The organism is Achromobacter sp. UBA2119 (genome assembly GCF_002331005.1).
Classification (GTDB): domain Bacteria; phylum Pseudomonadota; class Gammaproteobacteria; order Burkholderiales; family Burkholderiaceae_B; genus Achromobacter; species Achromobacter animicus.
Window position 1 is genome coordinate 475,529 of record NZ_DCYD01000019.1, and the last position, 12,103, is coordinate 487,631.

Consider the following 12,103-nt stretch of genomic DNA (forward strand, 5'->3'; position numbering starts at 1 on the left):
CCATGGGTACCAAGTTCAAAGCAACCGTTTGCCTCTCCGCCGCCGCAGCCGCGGTCGTCATGGCCGTGGCATCGCTGTTCTCATGGGCGCAAATCATCGTCACCAATGACGATCGCATGCTCAAGGCGGACGACGAAAGGCGCGAGCGCATGATCGCCCGCGCGTGCGAGCCGCGCGGCAAGCTATTCCGTGAGCCCAGCTCGGGCTATTACGCCTGCGTGTTCACCAATCCCGACGGTGAATCGCTCGTTCAAGCGGTCCCGGACGTGCCCTACCTCGACGCGTGGGAGCCGCCCGGCGGCAGCAAATACGTCGCACGCAGGTGACCCCATGCGATCGCAACCGACCCGGGAAGACTTACTCCTCGCACTCCGTGAGGCGCGCTGCACGCTCGACCTCGAGACGGCCATGTCTATTCCCGCCCTTGCGATCGCCCTAACCAACACGGCGGAATCGTTGGCACGCCGCCGTGCCTCGCCCATCAAGGAGCGGCTCAGGCGCTACGTCGGAAAGGCCGACTGGCGCTCCATTGCCGCCAATGACGATTAGATCAGGACCGAACATGACGACCTCGTACTCCGAAAAGATTCTGCAGGCGCTGGCCCAGCGCGGGCGCCTTAACACCCGACAACTGGCCGCGCAGATCAGCTGCGACACCAAGAAGGCGACGCAGCTTGTAAGCTTCATGCGCACGAGCAAGAAGCTCAAGACCGACGGTGAAATCGATGGGCTGGCGGCATACAGCCTCACCGACTTCGGGCACTCGCTTGTCCAGGCCGAAGCCCCCTCGGCCGCGCGCACCCCGGCCCAGCCCACCTCCATGAATGATCTGGCGGATGCGCACATGCGCCCGCCACGGCATGACGCCGCTCTGCCCCAGCCCAAACCGTTGCCCGCCCCTCGCGCACGGGCGCAGCAGGATGCTCAGCGACTTTCCGAGATCCCGGCCCCGGCGTTCGGCCTGCTGAATACCGGTGAATTTCTCATCATGGTTGACGGCCACACGATCAAGATTCCCGCCGAGTACGTGCCCGCCATGCGCGCCCAGCTCAATCCCAACGCGGGCGGGGTATTCCAATGACCGCCCGCCCGAACGAGCTCCGGGGCCAGGCCAAGCGTCAAATCTCCGCTGCCCGCGCCTTTCTCGCCTCGCTGCAGACGCTCGCGCTCCGCTCCGGCACCGCCGCCCATGATCGCGACGAGCTCGCCCAGCAGCTGCAGCGCCTCGAAGCCGAAACCGAAGGCCTCGCCCGCATCGTCTATGCCGGCACCGCGCCGGATAACCACCAAGCCTAGGACACGCCATGACCACTGAAACCAACGCCGATGTTGGCGTCAAGACGACGCAATCCGCAGAAAGGGAAGTCACCGGGGATTCGCCCCGCGAGTACGTGGAAGCAGTGTATTCGCGCGATAACGTCATTCCGTCCAAGACCAATCCGCGTAAGCGCTTCGATCAAGAGGCCCTGCAGGAGCTCGCAGGCAGCCTCCGCAAGCACGGGATCTTGCAGCCGATCCTCTGCCGCGCCCACCCCACCGAACCCGGCAAGCTGGAACTGATCGCGGGGGAGCGGCGCTGGCGCGCAGCTGGGATTGCGAAGCTGGCACAGGTTCCGGTCCGTATCATCGCCGTCGACGACCTCGAAATGCTTGAACTGCAGGTGATCGAAAACCTGCAGCGGCAGGACCTGCACCCGATTGAAGAGGCGGAGAGCTACGAGGCCCTGCTCGCGGCGAACAAGGACAACGCCGAGTACGGCGTGAATGAAATGGCGCTGCGCCTCAAGAAGTCCCGCGCCTATATCTACGCCCGCCTCAAACTGTGCGACCTACAACCCGAGGCGCGTACGGCGTTCTACGAGGATAAGCTCACCGCCTCCGTCGCGCTGCTGGTCGCCCGCATCCCGGTTCGGGAGTTGCAGCTCAAGGCGCTTCATGAGGTCGTCACCGGTGAAGCCGAGGATTACTACTCTCGGACTGACGGCCCCATGTCCGCACGTCAAGCTGCAGAGCACATTCAAGAAACCTACATGCTCGAGCTCAAGCGCGCAGCGTTCCCGATCGCCCAAGCCGACCTGCTCCCCACGGCCGGCTCCTGCACCAGCTGCGTCAAGCGCACCGGAGCGCAACCGGAACTGTTCTCGGATGTAGAGAGTGCAGACGTCTGCACGGACCCTTCGTGCTTCGACCAAAAGAAGCAGGCCCACGTCGCCAAGCTGGCTGAAGCCGCCAAGCAGGCCGGGCAAAAGGTCATCCAGGGCAAGGAAGCGGAGAAGATTTTCCCGGGCGAGCATTCGTACCCTCGCGGCTACGTCAAGCCCGATGCGAGCTCTTGGGAGCACAGCACGGGCGGAAAGTCCTATGCCGAGGTCCTCGGCGACGATATGCCCCCCACCGTGATGGTCGAGAATCCGCACAGCGGCGAGCTGATCGCTATGGTTCCGGAGAAGGCGATTATCAAGGCGCTGGCAGACAAGGGCATCAAGTCCAGCCAAGACGCACACCGGGAACGGATGAAGAAAGAGGAAGCCAAGAGCAAGCTCGAGCGCGATTCGCGCCGGGGGACGCTCGAAAGCATCCACGCTGCAGTATCGGAGCGCATCAGCGCGGGGGAGACACTCAAGCACGAAGATCTGCTCATGATCGCGCAAGCTTCCATGGCGCGGCTGTGGAACGATCTCAGACCGACTGTATGCCGCCTTTGGGGATGGGACCCCAAGAACCACGACGAGGTCCGAGCCGGAATCGACGGGCTCTCTGCCGGCCAGCTGGCCCTGCTGCTCATGGAGATCGCGATCGCGCCTGAATTGGCGGTCAATTCTTACTCGACCAACGAGCCGACGTACCTCATCGCGACGGCGGAGCGTTACGGCGTTGATCCCAGCGCCGCCAAGAAGGCGCTCCGCGCCGAAGCTCGGGAAAAGGCAAAGCCGAAGGCGCAGAAGATCGACAAAGAAACCGCCAAGAAGACGGCCACTATCGGCAAGCAGGACCAGGCCGAAGCTGCAGCGTCTACGCCGACCACCAGGCCCGAGCCAAAGAAGACGGCCGCTCGCTCGAAAAAGGCCGCGCCAGCACAGGCCACCGCTGATGCAGCAACGGCCCTGGTCGGCGAGCAGACGGACGCCAGCCCTGCCACAGCCGCCAGCGTGGGCGAGGAAGCGGCCACCCCTGCGAAGAAGCCGGCTAAGCGCACGCGCAAGGCCAACACGCTGCCGCAGGCAGCCGGCGGCGCAGCCCCGAGCGTCGAGGAGGCCAGGGCCCCGGCAGGCTCGGCCGTTGCCCCGCCGGCACAGGAGCAGACCCATGATTAAGGCGACCGATGTGTCGATCCCGTTTACCCATCCTGCCGGGCACGACGCCATGCTCAAGCTTGAGCATGGGCCGCGAGATGTCGCTGCGCACTTGTCAATCGCCGCCATCGACGCCGGCGTATACGCCTCTGCGCGCCTTGAAGTGAAAAGCATGCAGCGGCTGGTTGATGGCTTGCTGGACGCGATTGATGCGATCCAGCGCAATAGCCGCCTGAAGCTACGGGGTTAAGAATGGTCACGATGCACGAGGACCAGCTGCGCGAGCTGCTCGAGGAGGCCGCTCGACGCGGCGCGCACACGGCGTTTGAGGAGCTGACCCTGTACCACCTTAAGGACGCCTGCGCGCGCCTGGGGATGAGCTACAACACTCTGAAAAAGCGGATCTGTGAGGGCAAGATCCGCTGCATCGATGGGCGCATTACAGGCGCCGAAATCAGGCGCTACCTTTCCCTGAGGTAGTTGCCGCTCGAACGATAAGCCAAGCCATCGCAACGTACCACAACTTCCCGAAGCACATAACAAAATCCGCGCGCAGGTCGCCGCCTCCAAAAAGCCATCGCTTCCCTGGGAATTTTTGAGGCAGTTCGAGGTAGCCTTTTTCGATGGGCTTCCACTCTTCCGTATCGGGTGTGAGCGGCTGCAGTAGATTGACGAGGCGGGCGAGCTGTTTCATATCGCCCGCGTCGATGCCGCTCTCATCTCGATGCGCCAGCTTATTGCGCATCTTGCCGATGTGATGCATCACAGCCGCCAACGGGACAGGCAGCCCGGCAACTGCAGCGTACCCAAGCTTGTCCCCGAAGTTGCGCGGCTCGGAAGCGAATCGCTTTACGTCCGGCTGCAGCAGCACATCGCGCGCAACCTCTAAATACGTCTCGATCAGCAGATGCAGGCGAAGAACGGTTCCCAACTCATCGTCGGTTTCGGCCGCACGTAAGAACGTCTTGTAGTGCAAGTCCAACTTGCCAAGATCCAACTCGGAGATCATAGATACCTTCACAGGTGAGAAGGATTACGTTACCCCAACCGATCGGCGATGCTTGAGGCGTGAGGGTTGTAGTAAACCATGGCCATCTTCGGATCGGTCCATCCGAACATTTTGCAGAGGTCGAGGACGTCGATCTTCTTGGAGATCATCGTCGCCGCAGTATGCCGGGTGTCATGGAAAGTGAAGCCGTCTAGCTCGGCTCGTTTGCGGTACTTCCGGAACAGCGCATCTAGAGACGCAGAGCTGATACCCAACACCAACTCATCATCCCACCCCCTCATCCGCGCCAGAATGGCTAAAGCTCGGGTCGACAAAGGCACATTGCGCGGGCGATCGCTTTTCGTGTCAGGCAAATGAGCATGCTGATCATGCACGTTTGCCCAGGTCAGCCCGCATAGCTCGCCAGCCCGCATGCCCGTACGCAGTGCCAACAGCATGCAGTTGGCCACGGCCTGGCCCGTACTCGCCACTCGCCCGCGCCGGCTGTAGCCCATTGTGCGCAACATCGCGCGCACTTCCGACATACTGATGACGCGATCGCGGTGCTTTCCCTTCGAGGGCTTGCGGATCCCTCGGCACGGGTTGACGTCGACCCACTCCCATTCGAGACGAGCCGCCTCAAACACGGACGCTAGCAGGCTGAGCTCACGAAGCACGGAAGACGGACCGATTTTCTTCGACCGAGCATCTCGGAATGCAGCCACGTGCTGGGCCGTCACCTTGGAAATCGGCAGGTCCAGGGGCAGAAGATAGCTCTCGAACGCCGCGAGGCGCACCTGCTCCCACCTCTCGCCCTTACGGTGGGGAGACACTTCATCGCTGTATTTTCGCAACGCTTGCCGAAGCGAATGCAGGTCGCCGGCAGGTTTCGTAGCGTGATCGCGGATCTCCGCCTCACGTTTCGCAGCCCATTCGACCGCCTCACGACGTGTCGGAAAGGTGTCGCTCTCACGCACCCCGGCTAGTTTGATCTGAGCGCGGTAGCCTTTTGCGGTCTTTTGGATGCTTGGCATGTGGGGCCAGGAGCGGGGCCTGGATGGGGCCGGCGACTGCGAATTCTTGCTTTTTGGCAGTCAACCAATCACCCACCCACCCCGCCAAACCGTTGATTTGAAAGGCTTTGATGATAGCCTATCAACAGTTTTCAATAAGTTGGTGCGAAGGAGGGGACTCGAACCCCTACACCTGTTACGGCGTCAGGACCTAAACCTGGTGCGTCTACCAATTTCGCCACCTTCGCAATAGGCCAAGCCCGCTATTGTAGCTTGCTTGTTAAAATCTTGCGTCATGAATCCGCGCCTCGATGCCCTACACCCCTACCCGTTCGAAAAACTGCGGGCTTTGCTGGCCTCAGCCAGCTCGCAACCGGACAGTATTGCGCCCATCAACCTGTCGATCGGCGAGCCCAAACACGCCGCGCCGGAGCGCGTCGCCCAAGCCATCCGCGACAGCATGGCCGGGCTGTCGGTCTACCCCTCCACGAAGGGCGATCCGGCATTGCGCCGGGCGATTTCCGAATGGCTGGCGCGCCGCTACAGCATTCCGGCGCCCGATGCCGACACGCAGGTGCTGCCGGCACTCGGATCGCGCGAGGCGCTGTTTGCATTCACCCAGACCGTGATCGATCCGTCGGCAGGTTCGGTGGTGATCTGCCCCAATCCGTTCTATCAGATCTACGAAGGCGCCACGCTGCTGGCGGGCGCAACGCCCTACTTCGTCAACGCCGATCCGGTGCGCAATTTCGGCAGCGACTGGAACCAGGTGCCGGACGACATCTGGAAGAAGACGCGCCTGGTGTTCGTGTGTTCGCCGGGCAATCCCGCGGGCAACGTGATGTCGCTGGAAGAATGGAAAACCCTGTTCGAATTGTCCGACCGCTACGGCTTCGTGATTGCGTCGGACGAGTGTTATTCCGAGATCTACCTGGACGAAGGCGATCCCCCGCTGGGCGGTTTGCAGGCGGCGCGCCGTCTGGGCCGGGACGACTACCGCAATCTGGTGGCGTTTTCCAGCCTGTCCAAGCGCTCCAACGTGCCGGGCCTGCGCTCCGGGTTCGTGGCCGGCGATGCCGCGCTGATCGGCCGTTTTCTGCTGTATCGCACGTATCATGGCAGTGCGATGAGCCCGATCGTGTCCGCGGCCAGTATTGCCGCGTGGACGGACGAGACCCACGTGAAGGAAAACCGGCGCCAGTACCGCGAGAAATTCGATGCGGTCGTGCCCATCCTGCAGAAGGTGCTGGATGTGTCACGGCCGCAAGCTTCGTTTTATCTGTGGGCGGCAACGCCCGGTTCGGATACGGCGTTCGTGCGCGACCTCTATGGCCGCACCGGTGTTACCGTGCTGCCGGGCAGTTTCCTGGCACGCGAGGCCCATGGCTTCAATCCGGGCCAGGGACGCATCCGCATCGCCCTGGTGGCGCCTTTGGCCGACTGCGTGCAGGCGGCCGAGCGCATCGCCCATTTTGTACATACCTCTGTTTGACCAACCTTTAAAAGCTGAGCCGATATGACTCTCGACCTGCAGACCACCATTGAACAAGCCTGGGAAAACCGGACCAACCTGTCGCCCGTCGACGCCAGCGCCGAAGTGCGCGAAGCCGTCGAGCACACCATCGACGGTCTGGATCTGGGCCGCCTGCGCGTGGCCGAGAAGATCAATGACGACTGGGTCGTGCACCAGTGGATCAAGAAGGCCGTGCTGCTGTCGTTCCGTCTGAACGAGAACGCCATCATGGGCCAGGCGCCCCTGCAGTTCTACGACAAGGTGCCGCTCAAGTTTTCGGAGTTCGGCGACAACGCGTTCAAGCAAGGCGGCTACCGCGTGGTGCCGCCGGCCGTCGCCCGCCGCGGCTCGTTCATTGGTCGCAACGTGGTGCTGATGCCCTCGTACGTGAACATCGGCGCCTACGTTGACGAAGGCACCATGGTCGACACGTGGGCCACCGTCGGTTCGTGCGCCCAGATCGGCAAGAACGTCCACCTGTCGGGCGGCGTCGGCATCGGCGGCGTGCTCGAGCCCCTGCAGGCCAACCCCACCATCATCGAAGACAACTGCTTCATCGGCGCGCGCTCCGAAGTCGTGGAAGGCGTCGTGGTCGAAGAGAACTCGGTGCTGGCCATGGGCGTGTTCCTGTCGCAAAGCACCAAGATCTACGACCGCGCCACCGGCAAGATCACGTACGGCCGCGTGCCGTCCGGCTCGGTCGTGGTGCCCGGTTCGCTGCCGTCGGCTGACGGTTCGCATAGCCTGGCCTGCGCCGTGATCGTCAAGCGTGTCGATGCGCAGACCCGCGCCAAGACCAGCATCAACGATCTGCTGAGGGCTTGATGAGCAATTCGGCCGTACTGGATCTGGTCAAGGACCTGATCGCCCGTCCCTCAGTGACGCCCGCGGACGAAGACTGCCAGGCGGCGCTTGCCGCCCGGCTCGAACGCATCGGCTTCACCTGCGAGACCATCGCGCAGGGCGGCGTGACCAATCTGTGGGCCCGGCGCGGCAGCGCCGCCCCGCTGACGGTCTTTGCCGGCCACACCGACGTGGTGCCCCCGGGCCCGCGCGAAAAGTGGAACAGCGATCCCTTCGTTCCCACCGAACGCGACGGCTGGCTGTATGGCCGCGGCGCGGCCGACATGAAAAGCTCGATCGCCGCCTTTGTGGTGGCGGCCGAGGAGTTCGTGGCGGCCCATCCGGACCATGGCGGCTCGATCGCGCTGCTGATCACCTCCGACGAGGAAGGCCCGTCCATCGATGGCACCGCCATCGTCTGCGACGCTTTGAAAGCGCGCGGCGAGCAGCTGGATTACTGCATCGTCGGCGAGCCCACGTCGGGCGACGTGCTGGGCGACACCTGCAAGAACGGCCGCCGCGGCTCGTTGTCGGGCAAGCTCACGGTCAAGGGCATCCAGGGCCACGTGGCCTACCCGCATCTGGCGCGCAACCCCGTGCACCAGCTTGCGCCCGCGCTGGCCGACATCGTGAACATCGAATGGGACCAGGGCAATGAATACTTCCCGCCCACGACGTTCCAGGTGTCGAATCTGAACTCCGGTACGGGCGCCACGAATGTGGTGCCGGGCGAGGCAGTGGCGTTGTTCAACTTCCGCTTCTCGACCGCCAGCACGCCGGAAAGCCTGAAGCAGCGGGTTCATGCCGTGCTGGACAAGCATGGCATGGAATACGACCTGGAGTGGGAACTGGGCGGCGAGCCGTTCCTGACCCCGCGCGGATCGTTGACGGATGCACTGGTCAAGGCGATCCATGCCGAAACCGGCGTGACCGCCGAGCTGTCGACCACGGGCGGCACGTCCGACGGCCGCTTCATCGCCAAGATCTGCCCGCAGGTCATCGAGTTCGGCCCCGGCAACGCGACGATCCACAAGGTCAACGAGCGCATCGAGGTCGCCTCGCTGGAACCGCTCAAGAACATCTATCGGCGCACGCTGGAAAACCTGCTGTTGCCCGCTTGATGCTCGCGCCGGCGGGATGCAAGTCCCGCCGCGCGATCTTTTTAGCCCCCCCTGCCGGGGGCGTTTTTCCGTTTTCCCCCTGGGGCGGTGAATTGAATGCCTGATACGAACGCAACCTCCCGCGAAGAACTGCAGACCGTGCGCGACCTGATCCGCTACGGCGTGTCGCGCCTGAATGGCGCCCAGGTGTCGCTGGGACACGGCAGCGACAATGCCTGGGACGAGGCGGTCTACCTGACACTGCACGCGCTGCACCTGCCGCTGGACACGCTGGATCCGTTCCTGGATGCCCGGGTGGTGCGCGAAGAGCGCGAGCGCGTGCTAGACCTGCTGGACCGCCGCGTGACCGAACGCGTGCCCGCCGCCTACCTGACCAACGAAGCCTGGCTTCGCGGTCATCGGTTCTACGTCGACAAGCGGGTCATCGTGCCGCGCTCGCCGATCGCCGAGCTGTTGGACCAGGGGCTGTCGCCGTGGGTGCAGGACGCGCTGGCGGTCGAGAACGTGCTGGACATGTGCACCGGCTCGGGCTGCCTGGCGATCCTGTCGGCGCTGGCCTTTCCCTACGCCCACGTGGACGCCGTGGATGTTTCCGCCGACGCGCTGGAAGTCGCCCGCCGCAACGTCGACGACTACGGGCTTTCCGATCGCCTGGACCTGCACGCCAGCAATCTCTTCGACAACCTGCCCGCGCGCGAATACGACGTGATCGTCTGCAATCCTCCCTACGTGAACAGCGGTTCGATGCGCGCCCTGCCCCAGGAGTATCTGCACGAACCGCAACTGGCGCTGGCCGGCGGCGACGACGGCATGGACCTCGTGCGCCGCATCCTGGACGCCGCGCCACGCTACCTGTCGGAAAACGGCGTGCTGGTGCTGGAAATCGGCCACGAGCGCGATTTCTTCGAGGCCGCCTTCCCGCAGCTTTCGCCCGTCTGGCTGGACACCGAGGAAGCCTCGGACCAGCTGCTGCTGCTTACCCGCGAGCAACTGAGCCTGTGATACGCGCCTCTGGATTGACCCTGCGCCGCGGCACGAAAGTGCTGCTGGACGGCGCCGAATTCGTTGTAAACCCCGGTGAACGGGTCGGCATCGTAGGCAAAAACGGCGCGGGCAAGTCCTCGCTGTTCGCGCTGCTGACCGGCGCGCTGGACCTGGACGCCGGCACCTTGTCGCTGCCCGCCGGCTGGCGCATCGCCAGCGTCGAGCAGGAACTTCACGCCGACGACCGCCCTGCCCGCGAGTTCGTCATCGACGGCGACACGCACCTGCGCGCGTTGCAGGCGCAGCGCGCGACGCTGTCCGACGACCAGGGCACGCAGATCGCGGAAGTGGAAGCCGCGCTGGTGGAAGCCGGCGCCTGGAGCGCCGCCTCGCGCGCCGAGCAACTGCTGGCCGGCCTGGGCTTCAAGCCTGCCGAATGGACGCAGCCCGTCGAGAGCTTTTCCGGCGGCTGGCGCATGCGTCTAGCGCTGGCCCGCGCGCTGATGGCTCCGTCCGAATTGCTGCTGCTGGACGAGCCCACCAACCACTTGGACCTGGACGCCATGTTGTGGCTGGAGAAGTGGCTCGGCGCCTACGAAGGCACCGTCATGCTGATCTCCCATGACACCGAATTCCTGGATGCCGTCGCGCGGTCCATTCTGCATTTCGACCATGCCAAGCTGACGCGGTATCGCGGCGGTTATGGCGACTTCCTGACGCAACGCGCCGAGCGCCTGCGTCAATCCAACATTGCCTATGAGCGCCAGACGCGCGAGACGGCCCGGCTGCAAGGCTTCATCGACCGCTTCAAGGCCAAGGCCTCCAAGGCCAAGCAGGCGCAGAGCCGCGTGAAGGCGCTGGCGCGCATGCAGGTGCTGGCGCCGCTGCAGGCCGAAGCGGGCATCGACATCCGCATTCCGTCACCCGAACAGGTGCCCGATCCGCTGATGACGCTGGAACACTTGTCCGCGGGCTACACCGACGCCGAAGGCAACGCGGTGCCCATCCTGCGCGACGTGACGCTGATGGTGCGCGCCGGCAGCCGCGTGGGCGTGTTGGGCGCCAATGGGGCCGGCAAGAGCACGCTGATCAAGACCCTGGCCGAAGAGATCCCCGTGCAGGCGGGCGAGCGCCGCGCCTCGCGCGGCCTGGCCATCGGGTATTTCCACCAGCACCAGCTGGACATGCTGGACGTGGACAGCACGCCGATCGCGCACCTGGCCCGCCTGGCGCCCGAGGCGCGCGAGCAGGAGCTGCGCAATTACCTTGGGGGGTTCGGGTTCTCGGGCGATACAGTCACCAGCAAGGTCGGCCCGATGTCGGGCGGCGAAAAGGCGCGGCTGGCGCTGTCGCTCATCGTCTGGCAAAAGCCCAACCTGCTGCTGCTGGATGAACCCAGCAACCACTTGGACGTGGAGACCCGCGAGGCCCTGGCCACCGCGCTGGCGGACTTCGGCGGCAGCATGTTGCTGGTGTCGCACGACCGGCACCTCTTGCGGACTACGGTGGACAGCTTCTGGATCGTGGCGGACGGTGCGGTGCGCGAGTTCGACGGCGACCTTGAGGACTACCGCGACTGGCTGGCCGCGCGCAACGCGGACGAGCGGGCCGAGGCGCGTGAAAACGCTGAAAGCAGCGGCGAGCCTGTCGTGGATCGCAAGGCGCAACGCCGCGCCGAGGCCGAACAACGGCAACGCCTGTCTGCCCTGCGCAAGCCGCTGGAGTCCAAGCTGGCCAAGGTCGAAACCGAGATGGAAAAGCTGCGCGGCAAATTGGCCGCCCTGGATGCGGTGATCGCCGACCCGGACCTGTATTCCGACGCACGCCGCGCCGAACGGCAGAAGGTCATGGCGGAACATGGCGAACACGGCAAGCGGATGGGGGAACTGGAAGAGCAGTGGCTGGAGCTGCAGGGCTCGCTGGAAGAGATAGACCAGAGCGAAGCCTGATCCAAAATGAAATCGGCCCCAATCCGGGGCCGATTTCTTTGGGCTTGAGCGTGCTGCGCGCTTGCGTGGGAAGCGCCGGGCGCGCGCCTGCGGTTACGAGTACGGACGCTCGCGCAAGCGGGTATGGTTGTCGATTACCGTGTCGATGACTTCGCGCAGGATGGTTTCAGCCAGATCGGGCGGAACGCCCGCTTCCAGCGCCAAACGGCGGATGCGTTCGACCTGCTGGGCTTCGCGCTTGGGATCGACCAGGTCCATGCCGTGGTTGGTCTTGAGTTCGCCGATCATGTCGGTGCAACGGAATCGCACGCCAAGCAGCAACATGATCTGCTGATCGATCTCGTCGACTTCGGCGCGCAGGGCCGCCAGCTCGGCTTTGGGGGAATCGTTGGTAGCCAT

At 64.2% G+C, this 12,103-nt stretch carries 15 protein-coding genes and 1 tRNA gene; 12 read left to right on the top strand and 4 right to left on the bottom strand.

From position 1 onward, the window contains the following. Nucleotides 1-2: 2 nt before the first annotated feature. The 7 genes from B3098_RS25760 to B3098_RS25790 all read left to right on the top strand — a co-directional run bounded on the left by B3098_RS25760 (nt 3) and on the right by B3098_RS25790 (nt 3,773). Entirely contained in the window at nt 3-326 is a 324-nt protein-coding gene (locus B3098_RS25760) for a hypothetical protein (RefSeq protein WP_286899923.1), read from the top strand. A gap of 82 nt (nt 327-408) precedes the next feature. Beyond that, nucleotides 409-549, top strand: a complete 141-nt coding sequence (locus tag B3098_RS25765; RefSeq protein ID WP_286899925.1) for a hypothetical protein — start codon at nt 409-411, stop codon at nt 547-549. A 13-nt stretch (nt 550-562) separates the two neighbouring features. Continuing rightward, nucleotides 563-1,081, top strand: coding sequence for a hypothetical protein (locus B3098_RS25770; RefSeq protein ID WP_286899926.1), 519 nt, complete (start codon nt 563-565; stop codon nt 1,079-1,081). Beyond that, a complete protein-coding gene (locus tag B3098_RS25775) occupies nt 1,078-1,296 on the top strand; it encodes a hypothetical protein (protein ID WP_286899928.1) in 219 nt (72 codons plus the stop codon). Before B3098_RS25770 ends, B3098_RS25775 begins: the two co-directional genes overlap by 4 nt. An 8-nt stretch (nt 1,297-1,304) precedes the next feature. Further along, the gene (locus tag B3098_RS25780; protein ID WP_286899929.1) at nt 1,305-3,314 is read left to right on the top strand and encodes a ParB/RepB/Spo0J family partition protein; all 2,010 of its coding nucleotides are present in this window, start codon (nt 1,305-1,307) and stop codon (nt 3,312-3,314) included. Then, nucleotides 3,307-3,543 (top strand): hypothetical protein, encoded by a 237-nt coding sequence (locus B3098_RS25785; protein ID WP_286899930.1) that lies wholly within the window; start codon nt 3,307-3,309, stop codon nt 3,541-3,543. Before B3098_RS25780 ends, B3098_RS25785 begins: the two co-directional genes overlap by 8 nt. Before the next feature lie 11 nt (nt 3,544-3,554). After that, nucleotides 3,555-3,773, top strand: a complete 219-nt coding sequence (locus tag B3098_RS25790; protein WP_286899931.1) for a hypothetical protein — start codon at nt 3,555-3,557, stop codon at nt 3,771-3,773. Here the strand turns inward: B3098_RS25790 and B3098_RS25795 are convergent. The 3 genes from B3098_RS25795 to B3098_RS25805 form a co-directional block, all read right to left on the bottom strand. Continuing rightward, nucleotides 3,748-4,302 (bottom strand): hypothetical protein, encoded by a 555-nt coding sequence (locus B3098_RS25795; RefSeq protein ID WP_286899932.1) that lies wholly within the window; start codon nt 4,300-4,302, stop codon nt 3,748-3,750. The two genes, B3098_RS25790 and B3098_RS25795, sit on opposite strands and share 26 nt — an antisense overlap. A gap of 29 nt (nt 4,303-4,331) precedes the next feature. Then, complete coding sequence (locus B3098_RS25800) at nt 4,332-5,315, bottom strand: tyrosine-type recombinase/integrase (RefSeq protein WP_286899934.1); 984 nt, start codon at nt 5,313-5,315, stop codon at nt 4,332-4,334. Nucleotides 5,316-5,455: 140 nt separating this feature from the next. Continuing rightward, nucleotides 5,456-5,542 (bottom strand) — tRNA-Leu (locus B3098_RS25805). Nucleotides 5,543-5,589: 47 nt separating this feature from the next. Between B3098_RS25805 and dapC the strand changes: the two genes are divergently transcribed. The 5 genes from dapC (at nt 5,590) to B3098_RS25830 (ending at nt 11,704) form a co-directional block, all read left to right on the top strand. Next, the gene (gene dapC / locus B3098_RS25810; RefSeq protein ID WP_279972195.1) at nt 5,590-6,786 is read left to right on the top strand and encodes a succinyldiaminopimelate transaminase; all 1,197 of its coding nucleotides are present in this window, start codon (nt 5,590-5,592) and stop codon (nt 6,784-6,786) included. A gap of 24 nt (nt 6,787-6,810) precedes the next feature. After that, the gene (gene dapD, locus B3098_RS25815; protein WP_175123430.1) at nt 6,811-7,632 is read left to right on the top strand and encodes a 2,3,4,5-tetrahydropyridine-2,6-dicarboxylate N-succinyltransferase; all 822 of its coding nucleotides are present in this window, start codon (nt 6,811-6,813) and stop codon (nt 7,630-7,632) included. After that, nucleotides 7,632-8,771 carry a succinyl-diaminopimelate desuccinylase gene (dapE, locus tag B3098_RS25820; protein ID WP_279972196.1) on the top strand — a complete coding sequence of 380 codons (1,140 nt, stop codon included), beginning with the start codon at nt 7,632-7,634 and terminating at the stop codon, nt 8,769-8,771. The genes dapD and dapE overlap by 1 nt, the downstream gene beginning before the upstream one ends. Before the next feature lie 96 nt (nt 8,772-8,867). Next, the gene (gene prmB, locus B3098_RS25825) at nt 8,868-9,773 is read left to right on the top strand and encodes a 50S ribosomal protein L3 N(5)-glutamine methyltransferase (RefSeq protein WP_175123432.1); all 906 of its coding nucleotides are present in this window, start codon (nt 8,868-8,870) and stop codon (nt 9,771-9,773) included. Next, nucleotides 9,770-11,704 carry an ABC-F family ATP-binding cassette domain-containing protein gene (locus B3098_RS25830; protein WP_239214024.1) on the top strand — a complete coding sequence of 645 codons (1,935 nt, stop codon included), beginning with the start codon at nt 9,770-9,772 and terminating at the stop codon, nt 11,702-11,704. Before prmB ends, B3098_RS25830 begins: the two co-directional genes overlap by 4 nt. 93 nt (nt 11,705-11,797) lie before the next feature. Here the strand turns inward: B3098_RS25830 and B3098_RS25835 are convergent, their stop codons facing one another. Then, nucleotides 11,798-12,103, bottom strand: a complete 306-nt coding sequence (locus tag B3098_RS25835; protein WP_175123434.1) for a chorismate mutase — start codon at nt 12,101-12,103, stop codon at nt 11,798-11,800.